This window comes from Micromonospora echinaurantiaca (assembly GCF_900090235.1).
Taxonomy (GTDB): domain Bacteria; phylum Actinomycetota; class Actinomycetes; order Mycobacteriales; family Micromonosporaceae; genus Micromonospora; species Micromonospora echinaurantiaca.
The window spans coordinates 6,916,149-6,939,848 of sequence record NZ_LT607750.1 but is presented as its reverse complement, the minus strand read 5'-3'; the positions used below and the strand labels follow the sequence as shown (position 1 = coordinate 6,939,848).

Below are 23,700 nucleotides of genomic sequence, written 5' to 3'. Positions count from 1 at the left end.
ACGCGAAGCCCTTGTCCACCGGTGTGCGTGGCGGGTCAGCGGGTGGTGGTGACGGTGGCGGCGACCGGGGCGGTGGCGTAGACGCCCGGCGCGTGCTGGCCGTCCAGCGGGCGGCCCGGCGCGCCGCTGCGGCGGGCCACGTCCCGGACCACCTTCACCAGCGCCTCGACGTGGTTGTCCAGCGCCGCCACCCGCAGCAGCGGGGCGGTCCGGCCACCCGGCAGCACCGCGGCGGCCAGCGTGTGCGACGGCGCGGAGGTCGCGGTCACCGCGTCCACCAGCGCCCCGAACGAGGCGCCGGCCCGGGCCCGCAGGGCGAGGCAGCGCTGCGTCCAGCCGCCGCCGCGCAGGCCGGTCCAGGTCTCCGCGGGCGGGGCCGGGGCGAGGTCCAGCCCGGCGGCCGAGACCACCGCGGCGCGCAGTTCGTCCCGGCCGAGCGCGCGGTGCGCCAGCCCGGCGGAATTCAGCGCCTTGCCCAGCCGGCCGATGCCGGCGGCCAGGGTGCGGTGCACGCCGGGCATCCCGCCGCCCCGGCTGACCGCCTCCACCCGGGCGTCCCGCACGGAGAGCCGCAGCGCCACCCAGACCGTACGGTGGGCCGCCGGCGGCGCACCCGGCGCCGGGTACCAGACCAGGGTGTGCGAGACCACCTGGGCGAGGGTGACCGGTCCGCTGAAGTCGGCGAGCACCCGCAGCGCGCGGTCCACCACCGACGCCTCCACCGAGCCGGCGGGCGCGCCCGGCCGGCCCTGCAGCGCCACCGCCGCGAACCAGCCCTGCCCGTCCTGGCCGATGCCGAGCCGGGTGCCGCGGTCTGTGAGTTCAATCACAGACAGTTCCGGGGCGAGGGCGGCCAGCCGCGGATCCCCGCCGCCGCCGGCCGCGACCGTGCTGCGGGCCTGCTCCCGCCGGCGGCGCAGCCGGCGCCGCAGCATCAGGTCCTCGTACCACCAGCGGCCGCCCCGCCGGGCGAAGACGGCGACCACCACCAGCAGGGCCAGCGAGGCGACCGTGCCGGCCAGCCAGGTGGGCCCGCCCAGCGCCGCCCAGACGGCCACGGCGCACAGCTCCACCACCACCAGCTGCCCGACGAAGACCGGGCCGAGCCGCCCGCGTTCGCGCCGGTCGGCCGGGGTGACCGGGCGCTCCGCGCCGCCGGACGGGTCCGTGGCAGTACGGCCGGGTGGCGCCTGAACCTGCGTCATCGGTGGCAGTCCCTTCTGGACGGTGCGGCATGCCGTCGTGACCGGGCCCGGGGCGCTGGTCCCGGTGACCCGTCGACGGCCCCTTATCGTAGGGAAGCCCGCGACACGACTCGGACCTGATCGTCGCGGATCCACCCCGCCGGAGGTAAGTCATGCGGACCCGCCGCGATCAGGTGCAGGCGTACCGCTTCGTCACCCGCCGGATCGTCTCGGCGTTGCTGTCGGGCGACCCCGAGACCAGCAACCTGCCGATGCGGCGGCTCGGCATGGCGGTCTTCGGCAGCGTGATCGCCGCGGCGGTGGTGCTCGGCGGAGCCGGCGCGTACGGGCAGCTCACCGGCAACGCCGCGCCGCTGGAGCCGAACACCCTGGTAATCGAGCGGGAGACCGGCGCGACGTACGTCTACCTCGACGACGGGCAGCTCTACCCGACGCTCAACTACGCCTCCGCCCGGTTGATCCTGAACACGGCGGATCCGCAGATCCGGACCATGTCCCAGGCGTCGATCCGGGACCGCCCGCGCGGGCGTACGGTCGGCATCGTCGGCGCGCCGGACGCGGTGCCCGACCGCAAGTCGCTGACCGGCCTGCCGTGGTCGGTCTGCGACGTCCCCGACCCGGCCGACCCGCGCCGGTCCAGCACCCGGGTGGTGATCGACCGGCCGTTGCCCGGCGGGGCGTCGCTGGGCGACCGCGCGGTGCTGGTGTCGGTCGACGGCGAGCGACACCTGCTCACCGGCGACGCCCGGCTCCAGGTGGTCGGCGGCGACCCGGCGATCGCCGCGCTGCGGATGGCCGGCGCGGCCACCCTCACCGTCGGCCAGCAACTGGTCAACGCGGTGCCGGCCGGTCCCGCCCTGCGCAAGCCCGCCATCGCCGGCGAGGACGAGAGCAGCACCGCCCAGGTCGGCGGCGAGCCGGCCCGGATCGGTCAGGTCTTCCGGGCCGCCGGCAGGCACTACGTGCTCACCCGGGAGGGCCTGGCCTCGATCGGCGAACCGAGCGCGCTGCTGCTGCTCAGCGACGGCGGCTCGGTCACCGACATCACCCCGGACCAGGCCGGCCGACTGCTGACCGAGGAGCGGGTGGAGGAGGCCGGGATGCCGCAGGCGCTGCCCGCGCTGTATCCGGTCCGCGCCGGTCAGACGGTGCTCTGCGCGACCTACCGGGCGGGCGCCGGCGGCGGGCCGCCCACCACCACGCTGGAGGTCTTCGACCGGGCCCCGGCCGAGCTGACCGCGACCCAGGCCGGCCCGGTGCCGGTCCGGCAGGGCAGCCGCGACGCGGTCCGGACGGCCGACGGCGTGCTGCTCCCCGGCGGCAAGGGCGTGCTGGTCCAGGCGGCCCCGGGCGCCGGGGAGAGCGGTACGGCCGCGCCCGGTTCCACCGTCTACCTGATCAGCGCCCAGGGCGTCCGCTACCCGCTCGGCACCCGGTCCGGCGACGCGATGACCGCCCTGGGCTACGGGGGCGTCACCCCGCTGGCGGTGCCGGCGTCGCTGCTGGCGCTGATCCCCACCGGGCCGACCCTGGAACGGGAGGACGCGCTGTCCTTCTTCGAGCCCGGCGCCAAGGGGTCGTCGGCCGCGCCGGCGCCGCCGCGGCCGACGGCGTCGTCCACTCCTTCGGCCACACCGTCGGCCACTCCTTCGGCGACGACCGGATCCGCGTCGCCGAACGCCGGCGGCTGACGGTGTCCGCTGGGCGAACGGCGGGTCGCCCGGCTCGCGGCCGTCGACTAACCTGAACATCGGCAACGGTTATCGACCAGACGTACGGGGATGCTGCCATGACCGGGCGCACGACAGTCGACCTGATGTCCCTGGAGGACTTCCACCAGCGGTTGGCCGACCGGCTGACCCAGGCGGAGACGGTGTTGAAGAAGCTCAACACCGAGATGCAGTGCCGGCCCCCGGCGCTGGGCACCTTCGCCGACGCCACCAGCAACGCCCGCAAGTACTCCGACATCCACCTGTCCTATGTGGAGAAGGTCGGCCGGCTGCGCGAGGCGGTCGAGGCGGCGCAGAGCGCCACCGCCACCATCCTGGAGAACTACCGCACGGCGGAGGCGCGCAACGCGGCCAACGCCGCCGACATCGCCGCGGCGTTGACCGGCGTCGACAACGCGCTGAAGCCGCAGGAGGACCGGCGTGTCTGAGTACACCGCGCGCTACCAGGGCGTGAGCCACGAGGAGCTGTACACCGCCGTGATGGCCGGCAAGCCGAGCCAGATCGACGACCTCGCCGCCGACTGGACCTCGCTCAAGGGCATCCTGGACGGCCTCGGCCGGGAGCTCGGCGGCGACCTCGACAAGCTCGCCAACACCTGGACGGGCGAGGCCGGGCAGGAGTTCCAGCGCCGGCTGGACTTCATCGTGTCCTACGCCGACACCCTCGGCGAGGGGATGGCCGACCTTAGCCGGGCGCTGACCCTGATGGCCGACCAGCTGCGCACCGCGCACAAGGAGGCGGAGAGCCCGGAGAAGACCGACGACCACGACAAGGCTGTCTCCGGTGCGATGAAGGGCGCCGCGTTCGGCCTGCCGGGCGCGATCGTCGGCGGGCTGCTCGGCCACCAGCAGGACAAGGCCGAGCAGGAGAAGGCGCACCAGCGGATGGTCAATGTGGTGGCCGAGCTGGCCGCCGGCTACGACCTCTCGGCGTACGGCCGGATGGTCCCGCCGCCGCCCCCGCCGGATGGCACCCCGCGCCCCACCACCGGCGGCACCACGACGCCGCGCGGCGGCCCCGGCGCGACCACGCCGACGGCCGCGCCGACCAGCACCGGCCTCACCCCGCAGACCGGCGGGAACACCGTGACCACGCCCGACCAGGTCGGGTCCGGCCCGGGCACCGGCTCCGGCTCGGGCGGCTCCGGCGGCACGACCCCCGGCACCATCGGCGGCACGACCGACCCCGACCTGGGCACCTCCCTCGCCGGAGCCGGCCCGCTGACCAGCACCCCGGTGCTCGGCGGTGCGCCACCGGCCGGCGTGGGCGGCGGCACGATGACCGCCTCGGCCGGCGCCGGGCTCGGTCCGCTGCTCGGCGGTGCGGGCGGTGGGCTGATCGGCACCGGCGCGCTGGCCGGCTCGGCCAGCAGTTCGCCGACCACCGTGGCCCGGCCCACCGGCGGCACGGCGGCGGCCGAGACCAGGTCGGCCAGCGGCGTCGGGCGCGGCATGGACGGGCGGCGCGGCGACGGCGCGGCCCGCGACGCCGCCACCGCCCGGCAGGGGCGGGCCGCCAACCGGGCGGGCGTCCTCGGCGGCCGCGGGCAGCACGACGACGACACCTCGGACGACCGACTGACCTGGCTCACCGAGGACGACATGGTCTGGCAGGACGGCGCGGACGCCGCGCCGCCGGTGCTCGGCACCGATCGCTGACCGGCGACACGCACACGACGGCCCATCCGGGGGGCGACCACCGGGTGGGCCGTCGTCGTGTCCGCCCCGGCTGAGCGGCAGCCGCCGACCGTGCGCCGCCCGAATCCGGGAGCGCTCGATCTCCCTCTCGCGGCGACCGTCCACACCGCACTCACGTGGCGTCGGTCACCGTCCCCGTCGCCGTGCTGCGACCACCCGAACCGGACGATAGGTTTGTCTGGTGCCATCCGTAGCGTCCGCCCACCCGTTGTGGTCGGTCACGCTGCGCGCGCTGCGGACGATGACCCGCCTGGCGGCGACCGCGCTGGTGCTCGTCGTCGGTCTCGGCGGGGTGACCGCCGCGGCCGCCACCGAACCGGCCACCACCGCCGCCCAGCTCCGGCCGCTCGCCGTGACGAGCCGGGTCGACGCGCTGCGCCCGGACGCCCCGACGAGCGCGGCGGCACCGGCGACCGAGGCCGCTGAGCCGGGCGCCGACGAAGCCGCCGCCCCGGTCACCGCCGATGTCGTGGCCGCCGACCGGGTCGCCGGTCCGGCCACGGGTCCCGGCCGCGGGGTGCCGGCCCGGCGCGGTCCACCCACGGTCTGACCGTCAGCCCCGTCGCCGCCCTGGTGCCCACCCGGCCGACGGGCTGAGGGTGCGCGACCCGCCGGCCCACCGCCGGCGACGCCCGCCGCACCCCGAGAGACCGGGCCCGTGACCGTCGACCCTTCCCCTGCCGCCGTGAGGTGCTGCTGATGCGAACCGTGCTCTCCGCCGTCCTGCCCGACGTCCCCCGGGCCGCCGCGATCTGGCTGAGCCTGCTCGGCGTGGTGGCCGTCATCGTCGCCGGCCTGCTGCTGCGGCCGGGCCGCCTGCGCTTCGACGCCGGCGCCCGGATCCGGCAGGCGGCGATGCCGAGCCAACTCGAACTGGCCGAGGAGGAGCGCGAGCGGGCCCGCTACGCGGCGGAGGTCGCGGTGGCCGCCGAGCGGGCTACCGCCACCGCGCGCCGCCGCCGGGCCGAATGGCTGGCCGCGCAGGAAGAGGTCGAGCAGGTCTGGCAGGCGTACGAGGCCGCCGAGGCGGACGTCCGGCGGTTGGCGGCGGCCGCGGCGCTGCCGCTGCCCCGCACCGCCCGCACCCCCGCCGAGTACGCCGACCGCGAGCGCTACCTGCACCGCACCGCGCTGGACGCGTACTGGCGGCGGGAGCTGTCGGTGGAGCAGCTCAGCGACGTCTTCGCGCACCGCAACGGCTGGGACCCGCGACGGCACCCGGTGGAGCAGGAACTGGTGCTACGCCGGGCGGTGCGGGACAACCTGCTCGCCCGGCAGCAGGCGGCCCGGGAACGGGAGCAGGCCGCCTGGCGCGCCGCCGAGCTGGCCGCCGCGGCGGCGCGCAGCCTGCGCGACGAGGCGTTCGCCGCGACCCGCCGCCCGGCCGAGGAGGCCCCGTCGGTGCTGCCGCTGGCCGAGAGCCCGCGCAGCTCGGCGAGCGAGCAGACCCGGGAACTGCCCCCGGTCGCCCGGGGCCGGGCCGCGGTGGCCGCGTACTGAACCGGCTTCCTGGTCGGGCGACGTTGGGCGGGCCGGGCTAGCGTGTGCGTATGTCCAGTGAGGCGTGGCTCGTGGTGGCGGTCGTCGGCGTCCTGGTGGTCGCCATGCTCACCGGCGCCGTACTGCTGGCCGTACGGGTGGTCCGGGTCCGGCGCATGCTCGGCGAGCTGGGCGGCGGCGGCAAGGTCGCCTTCTACGGCGCGCTGATCTACGCGATCTTCCCGGTGGATCTGCTCCCCGACCCGATCTACCTCGACGACATCGGCGTGCTGGCCGGCGCGCTGATCTACCTCACCCGGCTGGTCGGCAAGCGCCGGGCCGCGGGCCGGCCGCTGCCCGGGCGACCGGGCACGCCACCCGATCCGGGCCGGGCCCGGCGGCCGGTCTCCTGACCCGCAGCCGGTGCCGCATGTGATGATCGGTGCCGCACCGGGAGACGGGGGACGGGCATGCCGGACGCGCATCGGTTGGACCTTCGGGACGAGCGGGTCGTCGCGTTCTGCCGGGAGCGGCACCTGGCCACGTTGACCACCCTGCGCGCCGACGGCAGCCCGCACGTGGTGCCCGTCGGGGTCACCGTCGACCCGGTGGCGGGACTGGCCCGGGTGATCACCAGCGGCGGCTCGCACAAGGCCCGGCACGTCGCCGCTGCCGGCCCCGACGGGGCGCCGGTGGCCGTCTGCCAGGTGAACGGGCGCCGCTGGCTGACCGTCGAGGGGCGGGCCCTGCTCCGGTCGGATCCGGCGGCCGTGGCCGAGGCCGAACGCCGGTACGCCGAGCGCTACCGGACGCCCAGGGCGAACCCGGAGCGGGTGGTCATCGAGATCACCGTGACCCGGGTCCTCGGCGCGCTCTGACCCGGGCAGGCGCGGGATCGTCCGATCCGGGTACCACCCGGCCGATCGCGCGGTTACGTCGCGTGCATTCTCGATGACCGTTTCATCCGGGTTGAAAGATCGGTAGGGATCCGGCGGCCGCCACCGGAATCCGGCTGCTGCTGCCGCCGTTGCACCTGGTCGTACCGCCGTGGGAGCCCGACCGGCCGGGCGGAATGCCGGCCGGAGCAGGACCGTTACATCCCCGGTACGCCCGTGGCCCACGCGGTCCGGGCGGTGCGAGATCCCTTGAGCCGAGCGCCTTTCCCGGTGCTTGCGGCCCCGATCCGGAGCCGACAACCCCCCGATTGGAGCCCGACCCATGAATCCGATCATGAAGAAGAGTTATCTGTCCGTCGCCGGGCTGCTGGTGGCCGGCGGGTGCGTCGCGGGCCCCGCGATGGCCGCCCCGGCCGCGCCGGCCGGCACGGCACCGGTCGCCTCGCCGCACACCGACAAGGGCGGTCGGGCGGACAAGCGGGCCGAGCGCATGGTGGGCATCGAGTACCAGGCGCAGCCCAACTTCTACTACTGCGGCCCGGCCGCGACCCGGATCGCGCTGTCCGCGCAGGGCAAGGCGCTGTCCCAGGACGAGGTCGCGAAGCGGCTGGGCACCACCGAGGCCGGCACCGACTCGGCGCTGGACACCACCCGGGTGCTCAACGAGCTGACCGGTGGCCGGTACAAGACTACCGAGATCCCCGGCCCGGTCGCCAAGCCGGAGGAGATCGACCGGCTGCGTGCCGACGTGCTGGCCGCGCTGGACGCCGGCCGGCCGGTGGTGGCCAACGTCAAGGGCACCGCGGTGGACACCGACGGCAGCCCGCACTCGTACGAGGGTGGCCACTACCTGACCCTGGTCGGCTACCGCGACGGCGCTGACCTGATCCGGGTCGCCGACCCGGCCAGCCCGGTCGCGGAGTACTGGATGACCCTGGAGAAGGTCGCCAACTGGATCGCCGAGCGCGGCTACTCGTCCTGACCGACGGCATCAACGGGCCGGTCTCCCCCGTTCGGGGAGGCCGGCCCGTCGGCGTCCGCGCTGCCGGTCGCGGGCACGGCGGGACCTGGTCGGTGTGACCCGGCGCTCCATCCGGCCCCGGGCCGGTGGTCGCCCGGCGAACTCGGCGGCGCCAGCCGCCCGGCGAACCAGCCGGTTGGCCTCGTCCGGCTCGCAGCCGACCGACCGGAGCAGGTCGCTGGCGGCGGTACGCAGGTCCGTCACCACGGTGTCGCCGAAACTGCCGACCCCGTCCGCCCAGGCCCGGCCGGCCAGTTCGGTGGCCTCCAGCACCAGTCGCCGGGTGCGTTCGGTCGACCCGCCGCCCTGGCACTCCCGCCGCAGTTCGCGCACCGCGTCGCCCAGCCGCGCCACGGCGTCCGGCAGTTGTGGCGGGACCGGTTCGCCGTACTGGAGCAGGGTGGCCGACCGGCGGGCCAACGCCCGGCTGTCGAGCACCACCCGCTCCAGGTGCTGGGCGCTGCGGGCGTAGCGGTGGAAGTCCTGCCGCCGGCGCCACCGGACCGGCGCCACCGTGACCACCTCCTCGGCTCCGCTGAGTGACTCGTTCAGCCGCCCGATGTCGGCGTCCAGGCCACGCAGCTGCTCCAGAGCCCGCACCACCCGGTCCGCGTCCCGCCGGGTGAGGCCGCGGGCGACCTCGTGCAATAGCTCGGTGAGCTGCGTGAAGATCGGGGCGGCGGCCCGGTCCAGCACCCGGATCGGGTTGATCGGCACCAGCAGCGCCACCACCAGCAGCCCGACCACGCTGCCGATCAGCGCGTCGAGGATCCGGGGCACCTCCAGGTTGCGCTCGGACGGGGAGAGCGTGGCGATCAGCACAGCGGTACCGCCCGCCTGCCCGACCAGGGATCCACTCCGGCCGGCGACCAGCAGCGCCGCCGCGATCGCCAGACAGACCACCAGGCCGGTCTGCCACGGGCCGAAGCCGAGCCAGAACAGCAGGACGTCGCCGGTGACGATGCCGAGCGCCACCCCGATCAGCAGCTCCAGCGTCCGTTGGGCGCGCTGCCCGATCGCGGCGGCGATGGTGCCGACGGCGGCGGCCGGGGCGAAGACGTGCGGGCCGGCGCCGAGCAGCTGCTGCGCCAGCAGCGCGGCCAGCGCTGCGGCCAACCCCGCCTGGAGGGCGATCATCAGGGTGACCTCCAACTGCCGCAGCCGCAGCCGGCCCGCCTGCGCGCCGCGCTGGCGCACCTCGGCCACCGCCCGACCGCCCCGCACGCGGACCGCGTCCAGCGGTGACCGGGCGGAGTCGGTCGTCGGGCGATTCTCGGCCACGGCGGCGGTTACCCGGCCCGCAGCGGGTGAATCGCGCGGTTCGCCCGCCGCGTCGCCGCGTACGTGCCGCTGGCGGTGCCGGAGCCGCTGGCCCTCGGCGAACCGGGCGAGGGCTAACCGGGTCCGTGGACGGCGTACCGGTGGATCCCCGGCGAGCCGGTGAGCGGCCACGCTGCACGCGCTCCTCGACGAACGGCCCTGACCGGACGCGGAGACGGCGGTGCGACCCGGGGCTCCGCTGTGGTGGGTTCGCCCGCCCGCCCTGGGGTACCAGGCCGGTCAACCGACCGTTTCCGCAACCGGTAAGGGGCCATCATGACCGAGACACAGACCGCCGCCGGCCAGGACGTCGTCGACGTGCTGACCGCCGACCACCGCGAGGTGGAGACGCTCTTCGTCGAACTGGAGACCCGGCAGGGCACCCCCGAGCACCGCCGGCAGCTGGCCGACGTGGTGATCGCCGAGCTGATCAGGCACGCCGTCGCCGAGGAGATGTACGTCTACCCGCTGGCCCGCAAGGCGCTGCCGGACGGCGACCAGCTCGCCGAACACGAGATCAGCGAGCACGCCGACGCCGAACGGACCATGAAGGAGCTGGAGTCGCTGGACCCCTCCGACCCCCGCTTCGACCCGTTGCTGACCCACCTGACCAGCACCATCCGCCACCACGTGCAGGACGAGGAGAGCGACCTGTTCCCGCGGCTGCGCGCCGCGGTGGCCCGGGAGGAACTGGTGGAACTGGCCGGCAAGGTGACCGCTGCCAAGAAGGCGGCACCGACCCGGCCGCACCCGGCCGCACCGGACCACCCGCCAGCGAACCGGCTGCTCAACCCGGGCACCGGCCTGGTCGACCGGATGCGCGACGCGCTCAGCGGCCGCACCACCTCGACGGCCGAGCTGCGCGACCGGCAGAACTGAGCCGGCTCCGGAAAGGACGGTCCCGGGCCGCCGCGTACGGCGACCCGGGACGGTGGTGCCGGGGTCAGCGCGCCTGGTCGCCCTCGCCGGTACGCGCCTGGGCCTGGTCGACGCCCTTGTCGATCTGCTCGTCGTACTTGCCGCCGGTGCGCTTGTCGGCCATCTCGCCGCCCTTCTCCAGCCCCTGGTCGACCTGCTTGTCGTGCTTGTCGGCGAAGTCCTTGGCCTTGTCCATGAAGTCGCTCATCAGGGTTCTCCTCAACTCGAAGTCGGGCATCCTGCGTTCCCCCCGGCCAGGGGCGCAAACGCCGACCGGACAGAACGCCACGGACGGGACACGACGCGCCGGCCGAACCGCGCCACCGGCGGCCGGCCCGGCACCACCGTGGACGGTCGCCGGCCCGTCCACTCGGCTCGCCCACCCGCCGCTGGCGGTGACCAGCAGCGGCCGGGCCACCGGGAACGGGGAACCGCTCCCCGACGGCCGGCCGGTTGCCTAGCGTGGGCACGGGTGTCGGACGGACGCCGGCCGGGTACCGACCACGCCGGAGATCGAGGAGGGCCGACGTGAGTGACGACGGTGCCGGGCGTACGCCCGAGACGACCAGCCGGGACGGCAGCCCTCGGCAGGCCTGGGCGGGGCTGCCGTGGCTGGTCCGCACGGCGGTCTTGTGGAGTGCGTGCCTGGTGGTGGTGTCCGCCGGGCTCTACCTGGTCGGCCGGATCGCGGTGCTGCTCGCGCCGCTGGCCATCGCGCTGGCCGCCACCGTCTTCCTGACCGCGCTGCTCGACCCGGTGCTGCTCCGGCTGCGCCGGCTGCGGCTGCCCGCCGCGCTGGCCGCCCTGCTCACCGTGCTGCTGTTGCTCGGCATCCTGGTCGGGGTCGGCGCGCTGGTGTGGAACCTGACCGCCAGCCAGTTCAGCGAGCTGAGCGAGGAACTCCAGCGCGGTCTGCAACGCAGTCGGGACTTCGTCACCTCCACCCTGCCGGTGAGCGACCAGCAGCTCGACCGGCTGATCGACCAGGGCCGCCAGGCGCTCAGCCAGGGCTCGCTGGACCCGGTGTCCGGCGCCCGGACCGTCGGCGAGGTGCTCGGCTCGGCGCTGCTGGCCCTGGTGCTCCTCTTCTTCCTGCTCAAGGACGGCCGGTCGATGTGGCACTGGGTGCTCGACCGGGCGACCGGGCCGAACCGGGCGGTGGCCGCCGAGGCGGGCCGGATCGGCTGGCGCACGCTGGGCGCGTACAGCCGGGGGACGATGATGATCGCGGCCATCGACGCGATCGGCATCGGGCTGGCCCTGGTGGTGCTCCGCGTCCCGCTGGCGCTGCCGCTCGCGCTGATCGTCTTCCTCGGCGGGTTCGTGCCGATCATCGGGGCCACCGTGACCGGCGCGGTGGCGGTGCTGGTGGCGCTCGCGGCCAACGGGCCGGTCACCGCGCTGCTCACCCTGGCCGCCGTCATCGCCGTCCAGCAGATCGAGGGCAACCTGCTCGAACCCCTGATCATGAAGCGCCAGGTCCGCCTGCACCCGGCGGTGATCCTGGTCGCGGTCACCGCCGGCACCCTGATCGGCGGGATCGCCGGCGCCTTCGTCGCGGTACCGGTCACCGCCGTGATCTGGCGGATCGTGGACACCGTGCAGCAGCAACGGGAGTCCTCCGTCGCCGGCTGACGCGCACCGGTTGTTGCGGCCACCCGGCGCCCGGTCGGCGGGCCGGTCGGTCAGGAGGGGATCGGATGGCGCAGGTGGGTGGTGAACCATCCGGCCGCGGCGTCGGCCACCTGCTCCAGCGCGCCGGGCTCCTCGAACAGGTGGGTGGCGCCGGGAACGATCCTCAGCTCGACGGTGCCCGGCAGCGCGGCGCGGGCCTGCTCGTTCAGCGCGATCACCTGCTCGTCCAGGCCACCGACCAGCAGCAGCGCCGGCGCGCGTACCTGGTCCAGGGCCGGGCCGGCCAGGTCCGGTCGGCCACCCCGGGAGACCACCGCGCGCACCAGGTCGGGCCGGGCCGCCGCGGCGACCAGGGCGGCGGCCGCCCCGGTGCTCGCGCCGAAGAGACCGATCGGCGCCGCGCCGAAGGGACGCTCGGTGGCCAGCCAGTCGACGATGGCGGCGAGCCGGCCGGCGAGCAGGCCGATGTCGAAGCGCAGCTCCGCGGTGCGGGCGTCCAGTTGGTCCTCGGTCGCGGTGAGCAGGTCCACCAGCACCGTGCCGAGCGCCCGCTCGTTGAGCGCGTGGGCCACCGCGACGTTGCGCGGGCTGTGCCGGGAACTGCCGCTGCCGTGCGCGAAGAGCACCACCCCGGTGGGTTCCGCCGGCACCAGCAGGTCGGCGGTGAGTTCCACCGCCTCCGCCGGGATCGTCACCTCACTGCTGCGCACGTCCATCTCGACCTCCACCCCCGCCGGCCGGACCGCCGGCTGCGTCACCGGACTTACCCGGCACCGCGCCCGGCACGCCGGCGTTTGCCGGCTGGGTGGTCGGGTAGCCGGCGGGTGACCGCAGACCGTACCGGCGCGAGGGCGCCCCGACGGATCGCGAGGATCGCCATGGCGCAGCAGCAGCGAGGGTCCCGACCGCAGGCCGCCGAGCGGGAACGGCGGGAACAGGACGAGGAACGCCGCCGGGACTGGGGCGACGAGGCCGCGAAGGCGCGGGTCGCCGACGATCCGCGGGCGATGGCGCCACGTGACGCCGCGGGCCGACCGTCCCAGGGCGAACCGATCTGACCGGTCGCCGCCGGTCCGCCGCGTCGCGGGCCGGCGGCGCCGTCCGTCCGGATCCTTCCCGGGTACGGCGGAAGTCACGAACCTCCGCGTCCCGGGACGCGCCCGCGCGGCCTACGGCTCGTGCTCGGGCAGCCGCAGCAGCGGCGACCGGCCGGGGGCCTGCTCCGGGGCCGGGCCGGTGACTTCCAGCGGCGGCACCGGCACGGTGGCCGGCTCGTCGCAGGTGACCCGCACCTTCTCGCCGTGGTGGCGCAGTTCCAGCACGTCGTCCGGGTCGCCGTGACGCAGCGCGTACGTCACCTGGTGCGGCCGCACGTCGACCCGCAACCGCATGTCCCGCCACTGCAGCGAGAACTCCAGTCGGCTCAGCCGGCTGGAGAGCCGGGGCGAGAAGGACAGCATCCCGTCGTGGTCGCGCAGCCCGCCGAAGCCGGCCACCAGGGCGATCCACGCCCCGGCCAGCGCCGCCATGTGCACGCCGTTGCGGGTGTTCTCGCTCAGGTCGTGCAGGTCCATCAGCGCGGCCTCGCGCAGGTAGCTGTGCGCCAGCTCGGGATGGCCCACCTCGGCCGCCAGCACCGCCTGGGTGCAGGCCGACAGCGACGAGTCCCGCACGGTACGACGCTCGTAGTAGAGGAAGTTGCGCAGCTTCTGCTCCGGGGTGAACGCGTCACCCCGCCAGTGCATGGCCAGCACCAGGTCGGCCTGCTTGACCACCTGCTTGCGGTACAGGTCGAAGTACGGGTAGTGCAGCAGCAGCGGGTACTTCTCCGCCGGGGTGTGCGCGAAGTCCCACTCCTGCAACCGGGTGAAGCCCTCCACCTGCTGGTGGACGCCGAGTTCCTCGTCGTAGGGGATGTGCATGTCCATCGCCGCGTCCCGCCAGGCGGCCGCTTCCTCGTCGGTGACGCCGAGGTGGAGCGCCTCGTCCCGGTGCCGCATCACCGCGTCGGCGGCGCTGAGCAGGTTCCGCTGCGCCATCAGGTTGGTGTAGATGTTGTCGTTCTTCACCGCGGTGTACTCGTCCGGGCCGGTGACCCCGTCGATGTGGAACTTTCCGCGCCGGTCGTGGTGGCCGAGCGAGCGCCACAGCCGGGCGGTCTCCACCAGCAGTTCCAGCCCGATCTCCCGTTCCAGCTCGACATCCCCGGTGGCCAGCACGTAGCGCCGCAGCGCGTCGGCGATGCCGGCGGTGACGTGAAAGGCCGCCGTGCCGGCCGGCCAGTAACCCGACGACTCCGGCCCCTCGATGGTCCGCCAGGGGAAGTCCGCACCCTCCAGGTTCAGCGTCCGGGCGTGCTCGCGAGCGTAGGGCAGCGTGCGGTGCCGCCAGTGCAGGGCGTCCCGCACCGCGGCGGGATGGGTGTAGGTGAGCACCGGCAGCACGAACATCTCGGTGTCCCAGAACGCGTGCCCGTCGTATCCGGTACCGGTCAACCCCTTCGCGGCGATCGGCCGGCGCTCGGCCCGCGCGCCGGCCTGGAGCACGTGGAAGAGGCCGAAGCGCACGGCCTGCTGCACCTCCGGGTCGCCCTCCACCACCACGTCGGCGGCGTCCCAGAACTCGTCGAGGTATTCCCGCTGTTCCCGGCGCAGCCCCTCCCAGCCGTCCAGCTTGGCGCCGGCGAGGGCCGCGTTGACCTGGTCGCGCAGCGCCGGCAGGGACCGCCGGCTGGACCAGCCGTACGTCAGGTACTTGATCACGCGCAGCTTCTGGCCCGGCTCCAGCACGCACCCGATGGTGGTACGGACCCAGTCCTGGTAGCCCTCGGACTCGATGGTGGTGCGGGTGGGGGCCTGCACCTCGTGGTCCATCGCGGCGGCCACCCGCAGCCCGGAGACCTTGGTGCGGTGGATGAGCACGCCGCCGTCATCGGTGGTCAGCTCCTCCTCGGCGAGCAGCGGCGACTCGAGCACCGCCGCCACCCGCGGGTCCTTGCTCTGCGGCGGCAGCGTCTCGTTCGCCACCAGCTCCGACTGGACGATCAGCCGCAGCGGCCCGTCGACCGCCTCCACCTCGTAGTCGATCGCCGCGACCGCCCGCTGGGTGAACGACACCAGCCGGGTGCTGCGTACCTTGACCTCGCGGCCGGCCGGGGAGCGCCAGTGCAGCTCCCGGTGCAGGGTGCCGGCGCGCATGTCGAGGATCCGCTCGTGGGAGATCAGCTCGCCGTAGCGGACGTCCAGCGGTTCGTCGTCGACCAGCAGCCGGATCAGCTTGCCGTTGGTCACGTTGACAATGGTCTGACCCGACTCGGGATAGCCGAACCCGGCCTCGGCGTACGGCAGCGGGCGCAGCTCGTAGAAGGAGTTGAGGTAGGTGCCGGGCAGGCCGTGCGGCTCGCCCTCGTCGAGGTTGCCGCGCAGCCCGACGTGACCGTTGGAGAGCGCGAAGACCGACTCGGACTGGGCGAGCACGTCCATGTCCAGCCGGGTCTCCCGGACGTGCCACGGCTCGACCGGATAGGCCCGTTCCCTGATCATGCGCTCCGCCCCTCGTCGAGCAGTTCGGCGAGATCGCCGACCACCACGTCCGCGCCGTGTGCCCGCAGCTCGTCGGCCTGCCCGACCCGGTCGACCCCGACCACGTAGCCGAACCCGCCGGCCCGCCCGGCGGCGACCCCGGCCAGCGCGTCCTCGAACACGGCGGCCTGCGCCGGCTCCACCCCGAGCAGCCTCGCGCCGGCCAGGAAGGTGTCCGGGTACGGCTTGCCGCGCAGCCCCTGAGCGCGCGCCACCAGGCCGTCCACCCGCGCCTCCAGCAGCGGCTCGATGCCGGCGGCGGCGACCACCTCCCCGCCGTTGGCGCTGGCCGTGACCACCGCGCGGCGCAGCCCCGCCGCCGCGGCCGCCTGCAGGTAGTCGACCGAGCCGGGGTAGACGTCGACCCCGTGGGTGCGCAGCTCCTGCAGCAGCCGGACGTTCTTCCGGTTGCCGACCCCGTTGACCGTCTCGGCCTCGGGCGGGTCGTCCGGTGCCCCCTCGGGCAGCACCACGCCGCGCGAGGCGAGGAAGGCCCGCACCCCGTCGGCGCGGGGCCGGCCGTCGACGTACCGGTTGTAGTCGGGCCCCGGATCGAACGGGCGGAACGGCTCGCCGCTGATCGCGGCGTGCCGTTGGAGGAACTCGTCGAAGGTCGCCTTCCAGGCGGCGTTGTGCACCCGGGCGGTCTGCGTCAGCACACCGTCCAGGTCGAAGAGACAGGCGGTCACGTGAGCAGGCAGGCCCAGCACGGTACGAATCTATCCAGACCGCCGCCGGGAAAAACCTGTTTCCGCGCCGCCGGGGCTTCAGTTCGGCCGCAGCGTCCAGATCACGGTCAGCTCCGAGGTGGGCTTGCCCGCCTCGGTGGCGATCTCCACCCGCACCGGAAACTCCGGTCGCTGGCCGGCCGCCAGCTCGGCGAGCACCTCGGCGGCCGGGCGGCCGAGCCGGGCGGTGGCCAGCACCGGACCCATGGCCAGTTTCCGGTACGCGATCTCGGCGCGGACGGCCAGCGGTACCGCCCGGTCGAGCACCTGCCCGAACGCCGCCATCACCACCGCTCCGGAGGCGGTCTCGCCGAGCGTGAACATCGCCCCGGCGTGCGGGCCGCCGACGTGGTTGTGGGTGGCCGGCGTGTCGGGCAGCCGGACGACCGCCCGCACGCCACCCTCCGCCTCGGGGGCCACCTCGACGAACTCGAGATTCAATGTGCGGGCGAACGGCACGGCCTCGAGCATGGCCGCCGCCACCTGGCGCGAGTCGATGGTCATACCCGGACGCTACTCGCCAGTAACTTCCCGGGCAAGCGCCTGCGCCCGTCCATCAGCAAGCTGCGCCACCGCCCGCCACCGGCGGTCCCCCGCGAGGGCCGGCGCGTTTCGGGTGCATCTGTGGTCGTCGGAGCAACCACAGATGCACCCGAAGCTCCGACGCGCCCCGCCCCGGGAGCGGGGGCGGGGCGCGTCGGGGTGGTGGCGGGTCAGAGGTTGCCGATGGTGCGGAGGATCTCGGCGTAGAAGTTTCCGTCGATGCTGCGGAACAGCGCGAAGCCCTGGCCCGGGTCGCCGAAGAACGGGCGCAGCGTCCAGGCGAGCTGGGTGCCGACGAAGCCGAAGAGCAGGATCCAGATGTAGAGCAGGGTCATGCTGGCCGGGCGCTGGCCCGGCTCGCCGCGCCGCGCCGGCGGGGTGCCCCAGGGCCGCTGGGGGTAGCCGGGCGGCAGCATCCCGGCCGGGTACCCCGCCGGGACGAGCGCCGGCTGCCCGACCAGCGCCGGCTGCGCGACCGGGGCGGGCTGCGCCGGGGCCGGCTGGGTGGTGGCCGGTGCGGATCCGTCGGCGGCCGGCGTGCTGCCGTTCGCGGCGACCGCCGTACCGCTGACCGCCGCACCCGCCGGCACCGGTTCGGCGACCGCCGGGGCCGGCTGCGCCGCCTCGACCGACGTCGGCGCCGCCTGGGCGGGCACCGCCTGGGCGGCGGGCGTGGCTGCGTTCGCCGCCTGACCGGCGGTGGCCGGGGCGAGCAGGCCGTGCTCGTTGAGCACCTGCATGCCACCGGTCAGGAAGCGCAGGCCGACCACCGCGGACAGGGTCAGGATCGCCACGTTCAGCAGCTTGAAGAAACCGTAGTCGGGGGCGGTGATCAGGAAGAACAGGCTGATCGGCGCGAACGCCACGGCGAGCATCGAGGTCACCGTGATCGCCACCATCACCAGGGCCACCGACTGCCGTACCGACAGCCGGGCCCCGAAGACCAGGTTGAACAGGTAGAGCGTGGGCAGGCAGATGACCAGCGTGACCAGGAAGAGCAGCGGCAGCTTCACCGCCGAGGTCAGCGCCATCAGCGCGCTGTGGAACGCACCCAGCACCGCGCCGTAGCAGGCCAGCGCCACGGCCGAGCTGACCAGCATCCGGCCGGTCAGCGCGTTCAGGTCACGCTCGGCCACGATCTGCTGCCAGATGCCCTGCCGGTCGCGCAGGATGCGCTCGATGACCAGCGGGCTGGGACGGTCACCCGACACGGGCGCACCCCTTCCGGTTCGATGCTCTGTGGACTGTGGTGCGCTGACGGTAGGGCACCGGGCGGATCACCGCCACCCCACGTCGATCCGGTCGCCGCGCTCATCGAAGAAGTGCAGCGCGTCCATGCGTACCGCGATCGACAGCGGGTGACCGGCGGCGACCGCCGGGTACGGCGCGAGCCGCACCGCCAACTCGGCCGGACGGCGGTGGTGCCGGCCGGGGTCGTTGAGCACGCTGGTCCGCGTGCCCACGCTCGTGCTCGGTGCCTGCTCCTCCCCGGCCCGCCCGGCGAGCCGCTGCATGACCTGGCCGAACCGGCGCAGCCCGCGCTGGCCGGCGACGTCGGCGGCGTCTCCGCGGGCGCCCATCTCGTCGACCACGATCGCGGTGGCCCCGATGTCCAGGAAGGCCAGCGACTCGTGCCCGTGGTGCTCCAGGTAGCGGATCCGGCCGTGCAGCACGTCGCCGGGGCTGTCCGGGGCGACCGGGGTGAGCGCCTCGGCCCGCATGCCGACCACGATCCGCTCCCCGTGGTAGTGCGCCACCGCCCGGCTGCGGATGTCGTCCCAGGGCAGGTAGAGCGCCTGCTCGCCGAGGGTGAGCGTGACGTAGCGGTCGAGGTGGACGTAGACCGAGGCCTCCAGCAGGTTCATCCGCGGGCTGCCGAGGAACGCGGCCACGTAGAGGGTGGCCGGGCGCCCGTACACCTGGGTGGGGGTGCCGACGTCCTGCAGCACGCCCTTGCGCATGATCGCCACCCGGTCGGCCATGGTCAGCGCCTCGGCCTGGTCGTGGGTGACGTAGATGGTGGTGACGCCCAGCTCGCGGGTGAGCCCGGAGATCTCCGCGCGCAGCTCGGCGCGGAGCCCGCTGTCCAGGTTGGACAACGGCTCGTCCATCAGGAACAGGCCGGGCCGGCGGACGATCGCCCGGCCCATCGCCACCCGCTGGCGCTGGCCGCCGGAGAGCTGACTGGGCTTGCGGCCGAGCACGTCGCCGATGCCGAGGGCGCTGGCCACGTCGGTGACCCGCTCGCCGCGCGGCACCGGCTCGATCCCGGCCAGCCGCAGCGGAAAGGCGATGTTGTCGCCGACGGTCATGTGCGGATAGAGCGCGAAGTCCTGGAAGACCATGGCGATCTTCCGATCCCGGGGCGGCAGGTCGTTGGCCAGCTCCCCGTCGAGCATGATGGCGCCCGAGCTCGGGTCCTCCAGCCCGGCGACCATCCGCAGCACGGTGGACTTGCCGCAGCCGGACGGGCCGAGCAGCACCATGAACTCGCCGTCGTTGACGTCGAGGTTGACACTGTCGACGGCGCGCGTGCCGTCGGCGAAGACCTTGGTCACATCCTTGAGCGCGACGGTGGTCACCGTCTCCTCCCCCAGTTCGTCGGCCGAACCCCGAATGACTGTGACGAAACTCATGCGCTCCGCACATCGGGTAAACGTGCCATGTTCAGGCAGTGACAGACCTATTACGCCGTATCGAGCGTCGGCGATCGACCTGAGCGATGGTTCAGCAGGCCGGACGGCTCTCCGGCGGCTCGTTGAGGAACACCCGGCGGACCACCCGCTCGGCGGCGCGGCCGTCCTCCAGCGCACAGAACCGGGCGCGGAACTGCTGGCGGGCCTTGCCGGCGGCGTCCGAGCCGTACTCGCCGGAGCGGAACAGGTCGAGCAGGTCGGCGAAGGTGCGCGCGACCGCCCCCGGCGGCTCCGCGGTCACGTCGAAGTAGACGCCGCGGGCCAGCCGGTACGCGTCCCAGTCCGGGGCGTAGACGACGATCGGCCGGTCCAGCACGGCGTAGTCGAACATCGCCGACGAATAGTCGGTGACCAGCACGTCGGCGGCGAGGTAGAGGTCCTCCACCCGGGGGTGGGCGCTGACGTCGCGGATCCGGTCCCGGTACACCGGCCGCCGGGCCCGCCGGTCCCGGTCGTGGAAGTAGTGGCTGCGCATCAGCAGCCGGCCGGTCGGGCTGAGCACGTCGAGGAACCGGTCCGGGTCGAACGGCGGCCGGTAGCCGGGCAGGTGCTCCCGGTGCGTCGGCGCGTAGAGCACCACCCGCTCGCCGTCGCCGAGACCGAGGTCGGCGCGGACCCGCCGCACCTCCTCGGCGGTGGCGGTGACCAGCCGGTCGTTGCGCGGGTAGCCGACCTCCAGGGTGGTGTACGCGGCCGGGTAGGCGCGCTCCCACATCTGGGTGGAGAAGCTGTTCGAGCTGACGCTGTAGTCCCAGCGGTCCACCCGGCGCAGCAGCCCGGCGAAGTCCATCCCGCCCGCGCCGAGCGGGTAGCGCTGCTGGTCGAGCCCCATCACCTTGACCGGCGTGCCGTGGTGGGTCTGCAGGTGCACCTGCTCCGGTCGCTTCCGGACGAAGTCCGGGAAGTTGACGTTGTTCACCAGCCAGCGCGCCCGGGCCAGCACCCGGTGGTACGCGGGGGTGCCGGCGACCACGTACTCGACGCCCTCGGGGAGCGTGTGCACCCGGTCCCGACGGACGATCCACACCCCGCGCACCTGCGGCGCCAGCCGCCGGGCCGCCTCGTAGACGGCCGCCGGGTTGCAGGCGTAGCCGCGGTACCAGTAGGCCGCGTACACGGCCAGCGTCTCCTCGACCGGCCGCTGCAGCTCGGCCCGGTAGTACCCGCGCAGCATCGCGTCCCGGGCCGTCCGGGCGCTATGCCGGGCCGCCGGCGCGACCCGCCGCTTCGTGCCCCGAGCCGTCCGCCGGGCCGCGTCCCGGGCCTGGCTGGCGGTCCGCAACGCGCTGAAGGTCCGCCACCGCCCGGCCGCCACCAGCCGGTACTTGAGCCCCTCCACCCCGGCCGGGGCCGGCCGGCCGTCGGGCGGGACCCAGCGGGCGTAGTCGGCGGTGATCTGACGGAAGAAGCCGGGACGCAGCTCCGGGGCGATCCGCTGGCCGTTGCCGAGCACGGTCAGGTAGTGCCAGATCATCCGCTCGAAGACCGCCGGGCGCAGCTCGTCGACCGCCGGCCCCCAGGAGTCCATCAGCCGGAACACCCGGTGCCACTGCTCGAAGACCTCGAAGTGCCGGTCGCCCCGGGTCCGGGTGATCGCACCGGCCCGCCGCTGCCGGTAGTTGACGCAGACCCGGTCCAGCACGGCGATCCGCTCGGCGGCCATCAGCACCGGGTAGCTGAACGAGACGTCCTCGTACCAGCCGGGCGCGAAGCGCAGCCCCAGCTCGACCAGGAACCGCCGGCGGACCAGCCGGTTCCAGGCGGTGTGCAGCAGGTGCAGGGTCTCCGGCCGGTCCCGCAGCCGGAACGTCCCCGCGCCGGGCGGCTCCGGGAACACCTCGGCCATCGCGCTGCGGGTGGCGGTGTCGTTCCAGTGCGTCCGGACGTGGTCGACCAGCAGCACGTCCGGCCGGTCGGCGCGCAGCCGCTCGGCCACCTCGACCAGGCAGTCCGGCGCCAGCCAGTCGTCACCGTCGACGAACCAGACGTACTCGCCGACGGCCCGGTCCAGCCCGATGTTGCGGGCCGGACCGAGCCCGACGTTCTCGGTCAGCCGGATCGCCTGTACCCGCTGGTCGCGGGCCGCGTACTCGGCGAGGATCTCGCCGCTGTCGTCGGGCGAGCAGTCGTCGACCCCGATCACCTCGATGTCGGTGACCGGCTGGCCGAGGATGGAGTCCAGGCACTCGCGCAGGTAGCCCTGCACCCGGAAGGCCGGAACGACGAAGCTGATCAGAGTCATCCGGCCGCCCCTCCGTCAGCCCGGCGAGCGCCCTCCCGCACCGACCAGGCCCGCCGTCGCCCGCGCGGCGCGGGCGGGCAGGACAACCCAGGCGAGGACCACACTCCCCACAAAAACCACGAGAAGGTACGTACCGAGTGTAGCCATCCCGATACCCGCAATTCCGACGATCGCCGCCAGGGCCAGCAGCGCCGACCGTCCCTCCCAGCCCAGCCTGGCCGGGTGCAGCGGCGGCGCGGCCTGCCGCTTCTCCAGCCGGGCGGTGAGGTCGTAGTGGTGCAGGGTGAGCACGAAGACGTAGCCGAAGACCAGCCAGGCCGGCACCCCGCCGACCACCCCCACCCCGATGGCGAAGAGGTACTCGGCGGCCCGCAGCGCGGCCGGCACCAGCCAGTCCAGCGGCCCGTTGTGCGCCGCGCCGGCACCGAGACCGCCGACCAGCAGCACCAGCAGCGCGACCGGCAGCACCCAGCGCAGCCAGCCCGGGTCGCCGCCGTCCACCGCGAGCAGCGCCGCCACCAACAGCGCCGCCGACCCCAGCGCCGCGACGACGGCCAGCGTGAGCGGCCCCATCGGGCGCAGCACCGGCAGCCGGCGGGCCAGCGGGCCGTCGTCGCGGTGCAGGGTGGCGTCGACCGTGTCCAGCACCGGCACCCACATCCAGCGGGCCCGCAGGGTACGCAGCGCGCCGGTGTACGCGAACGCCAGCACCCCCCAGGTCAGTACGGCGATCAGGCTGACCAGCGGGCCGAACAGCGCCACGGTCACCGCGATCAGCGCCCACCGCTCGCCGATCGGGAACACCACCGTCCGCTTCAGCCAGTACGACACCGACCCGGTGTCCGCCTGCACCCGGGTGGACGCGGCGTCGAGCTTCCCGCCGATGCCCCCGGTGGCGCCCGCCGCCGGGCGGGGACGGCGGGCCGCCTCGTCGTGCAGCACGCCGTACCAGGTGTCGGTCATGTGCCGCACGGTCTGCAGGGTCATCGCGGCGATCGCCAGCGCCCAGCCGTACCGGAACCCGGCCTGGGTCGCGCCGTAGCCGAGGCCGGCGTAGACCAGGTACTCCTTGGCCCGGTCGGCCATCGTGTCCAGCCAGCCGCCCCAGGCGCTGAAGTGCCGGGTGTAGCGGGCCAGCTGGCCGTCCACGCAGTCGAGGACGAAGCCGAGGTAGAGCAGCACCGCCCCGGCGACCAGCGCCGGCCGGCCGCCGACGCCGAAGAGCACCGCGGCGGCCGCCGCGAAGGCCACCGAGATCATCGTGACGGCGGTCGGGCCGAGCCCGATCCGGGCCGCCGCCTTGGTCACGTACGGCGACCAGGTGCTGACGAAGAAGGTGGTGAAGAAGTCGTCCCGCTCCTTGACCGAGAGCTTCAGCTCGGCCCGGTCCTCGTCGACGGCGGCCACCGCCGCCGCCGCGGCGGCCAACCCGGCGGCGTCGGTGACCCGGTGCGCGACGAGCAGGCGTACCCGGTGGGCGAAGGTCAGCGTGCCCAGCCCGGCGAGGCCGGCGAAGAGCCGGTCCACGGCGGGCCCGGCGACCGTCGGCGCGGTGCCGGCGGCGACCGCGCGGGCGGCGGCGGCGAGCACTGGCAGGTCGTCGGCGCCGACCCGCAGCGCGCCGCCGAAGATCCCGGTGGCCTCGCCGGCCAACCGCTCCGCCGGCCCGGCGTCGACCACCTGGCCGCGCTCCTCGCGCACCGCGACCCACCCGGCGTCCGGCGGGTCGGTGAGCACCAGCGCCACGGTCGGCCCGACCGGGCTGGTGGCCAGGTGCCGCAGCACGGCGGTGTGTGCGACCAGGTCGGCGCCGGTGACGAGCACCGGCCCGGTGGCGGCGTCGGCGAGCGCGGCCAGCTCGTCCAGGTCGGCGGCGAACCGCACCTCGGCCGCCCCGGCCCGGCGCAACTGCGCGGCCAGCCGGTCGGCCAGCGACCCGCCCGTCGTGCCGGGCAGGCTCGCCGCCGGTGTGGTGGTGGGCAGGCCCGCGCCGGGCGTCGTGGTGGGC

General features: G+C 74.7%; 22 protein-coding genes. 11 read left to right on the top strand and 11 right to left on the bottom strand.

Annotated features, from left to right (window positions below):
- Window positions 1-35: 35 nt before the first annotated feature.
- Window positions 36-1,205 carry a type VII secretion protein EccE gene (locus tag GA0070609_RS31605; protein WP_088997169.1) on the bottom strand — a complete coding sequence of 390 codons (1,170 nt, stop codon included), beginning with the start codon at window positions 1,203-1,205 and terminating at the stop codon, window positions 36-38.
- Between the two features lie 152 nt (window positions 1,206-1,357).
- Between GA0070609_RS31605 and eccB the strand changes: the two genes are divergently transcribed.
- The 8 genes from eccB (at window position 1,358) to GA0070609_RS31565 (ending at window position 7,990) form a co-directional block, all read left to right on the top strand.
- Window positions 1,358-2,896: a type VII secretion protein EccB gene (gene eccB, locus GA0070609_RS31600; RefSeq protein WP_088997168.1), complete on the top strand. Its 1,539-nt coding sequence runs from the start codon at window positions 1,358-1,360 to the stop codon at window positions 2,894-2,896.
- A 98-nt stretch (window positions 2,897-2,994) separates the two neighbouring features.
- Window positions 2,995-3,363 carry a hypothetical protein gene (locus tag GA0070609_RS31595; protein WP_088997167.1) on the top strand — a complete coding sequence of 123 codons (369 nt, stop codon included), beginning with the start codon at window positions 2,995-2,997 and terminating at the stop codon, window positions 3,361-3,363.
- Entirely contained in the window at window positions 3,356-4,594 is a 1,239-nt protein-coding gene (locus GA0070609_RS34975) for a WXG100 family type VII secretion target (protein ID WP_088997166.1), read from the top strand. Before GA0070609_RS31595 ends, GA0070609_RS34975 begins: the two co-directional genes overlap by 8 nt.
- Window positions 4,595-4,814: 220 nt before the next feature.
- A complete protein-coding gene (locus tag GA0070609_RS31585; RefSeq protein WP_157748347.1) occupies window positions 4,815-5,183 on the top strand; it encodes a hypothetical protein in 369 nt (122 codons plus the stop codon).
- A gap of 149 nt (window positions 5,184-5,332) precedes the next feature.
- The gene (locus tag GA0070609_RS31580) at window positions 5,333-6,133 is read left to right on the top strand and encodes a hypothetical protein (protein WP_088998085.1); all 801 of its coding nucleotides are present in this window, start codon (window positions 5,333-5,335) and stop codon (window positions 6,131-6,133) included.
- A 50-nt stretch (window positions 6,134-6,183) separates the two neighbouring features.
- Window positions 6,184-6,525, top strand: coding sequence for a YkvA family protein (locus tag GA0070609_RS31575; RefSeq protein WP_088997164.1), 342 nt, complete (start codon window positions 6,184-6,186; stop codon window positions 6,523-6,525).
- A gap of 57 nt (window positions 6,526-6,582) precedes the next feature.
- Window positions 6,583-6,990 carry a pyridoxamine 5'-phosphate oxidase family protein gene (locus GA0070609_RS31570; RefSeq protein ID WP_088997163.1) on the top strand — a complete coding sequence of 136 codons (408 nt, stop codon included), beginning with the start codon at window positions 6,583-6,585 and terminating at the stop codon, window positions 6,988-6,990.
- Window positions 6,991-7,330: 340 nt separating this feature from the next.
- Window positions 7,331-7,990 (top strand): C39 family peptidase, encoded by a 660-nt coding sequence (locus tag GA0070609_RS31565; protein WP_088997162.1) that lies wholly within the window; start codon window positions 7,331-7,333, stop codon window positions 7,988-7,990.
- 9 nt (window positions 7,991-7,999) lie between these two features.
- On the opposite strand, the gene GA0070609_RS31560 is transcribed toward GA0070609_RS31565, so the two are convergent.
- Window positions 8,000-9,481, bottom strand: coding sequence for an FUSC family protein (locus GA0070609_RS31560; RefSeq protein WP_231928471.1), 1,482 nt, complete (start codon window positions 9,479-9,481; stop codon window positions 8,000-8,002).
- A 144-nt stretch (window positions 9,482-9,625) separates the two neighbouring features.
- Here GA0070609_RS31560 and GA0070609_RS31555 point away from each other — a divergent pair, with 144 nt between their 5' ends.
- A complete protein-coding gene (locus GA0070609_RS31555; protein WP_088997161.1) occupies window positions 9,626-10,228 on the top strand; it encodes a hemerythrin domain-containing protein in 603 nt (200 codons plus the stop codon).
- Window positions 10,229-10,292: 64 nt separating this feature from the next.
- On the opposite strand, the gene GA0070609_RS31550 is transcribed toward GA0070609_RS31555, so the two are convergent.
- Complete coding sequence (locus GA0070609_RS31550) at window positions 10,293-10,475, bottom strand: antitoxin (protein WP_088997160.1); 183 nt, start codon at window positions 10,473-10,475, stop codon at window positions 10,293-10,295.
- Window positions 10,476-10,795: 320 nt separating this feature from the next.
- Between GA0070609_RS31550 and GA0070609_RS31545 the strand changes: the two genes are divergently transcribed.
- On the top strand, window positions 10,796-11,902 hold the full coding sequence (locus GA0070609_RS31545) for an AI-2E family transporter (RefSeq protein ID WP_088997159.1): 1,107 nt from the start codon (window positions 10,796-10,798) through the stop codon (window positions 11,900-11,902).
- A gap of 50 nt (window positions 11,903-11,952) precedes the next feature.
- Here the strand turns inward: GA0070609_RS31545 and GA0070609_RS31540 are convergent, their stop codons facing one another.
- Window positions 11,953-12,618 carry a dienelactone hydrolase family protein gene (locus GA0070609_RS31540; protein WP_088998083.1) on the bottom strand — a complete coding sequence of 222 codons (666 nt, stop codon included), beginning with the start codon at window positions 12,616-12,618 and terminating at the stop codon, window positions 11,953-11,955.
- A 162-nt stretch (window positions 12,619-12,780) separates the two neighbouring features.
- On the opposite strand from GA0070609_RS31540, the gene GA0070609_RS31535 reads away from it, so the two are divergent.
- Complete coding sequence (locus GA0070609_RS31535; protein ID WP_088997158.1) at window positions 12,781-12,960, top strand: hypothetical protein; 180 nt, start codon at window positions 12,781-12,783, stop codon at window positions 12,958-12,960.
- Between the two features lie 111 nt (window positions 12,961-13,071).
- On the opposite strand, the gene GA0070609_RS31530 is transcribed toward GA0070609_RS31535, so the two are convergent.
- The 7 genes from GA0070609_RS31530 to GA0070609_RS31500 form a co-directional block, all read right to left on the bottom strand.
- Window positions 13,072-15,444: a glycoside hydrolase family 65 protein gene (locus GA0070609_RS31530; protein ID WP_088997157.1), complete on the bottom strand. Its 2,373-nt coding sequence runs from the start codon at window positions 15,442-15,444 to the stop codon at window positions 13,072-13,074.
- Window positions 15,441-16,193, bottom strand: a complete 753-nt coding sequence (locus GA0070609_RS31525; RefSeq protein ID WP_088997156.1) for an HAD-IA family hydrolase — start codon at window positions 16,191-16,193, stop codon at window positions 15,441-15,443. The genes GA0070609_RS31530 and GA0070609_RS31525 overlap by 4 nt, the downstream gene beginning before the upstream one ends.
- A 57-nt stretch (window positions 16,194-16,250) precedes the next feature.
- Window positions 16,251-16,715 carry a DUF4442 domain-containing protein gene (locus GA0070609_RS31520; RefSeq protein WP_088997155.1) on the bottom strand — a complete coding sequence of 155 codons (465 nt, stop codon included), beginning with the start codon at window positions 16,713-16,715 and terminating at the stop codon, window positions 16,251-16,253.
- Window positions 16,716-16,924: 209 nt separating this feature from the next.
- On the bottom strand, window positions 16,925-17,965 hold the full coding sequence (locus GA0070609_RS33985; RefSeq protein WP_088997154.1) for a hypothetical protein: 1,041 nt from the start codon (window positions 17,963-17,965) through the stop codon (window positions 16,925-16,927).
- A gap of 66 nt (window positions 17,966-18,031) precedes the next feature.
- Entirely contained in the window at window positions 18,032-19,390 is a 1,359-nt protein-coding gene (locus GA0070609_RS31510; RefSeq protein ID WP_231928470.1) for an ABC transporter ATP-binding protein, read from the bottom strand.
- Between the two features lie 91 nt (window positions 19,391-19,481).
- Window positions 19,482-21,692 carry a bifunctional glycosyltransferase/CDP-glycerol:glycerophosphate glycerophosphotransferase gene (locus GA0070609_RS31505; RefSeq protein WP_088997152.1) on the bottom strand — a complete coding sequence of 737 codons (2,211 nt, stop codon included), beginning with the start codon at window positions 21,690-21,692 and terminating at the stop codon, window positions 19,482-19,484.
- Window positions 21,693-21,707: 15 nt separating this feature from the next.
- Entirely contained in the window at window positions 21,708-23,675 is a 1,968-nt protein-coding gene (locus tag GA0070609_RS31500; protein WP_408630689.1) for a DUF5941 domain-containing protein, read from the bottom strand.
- Between the last annotated feature and the right edge of the window lie 25 nt (window positions 23,676-23,700).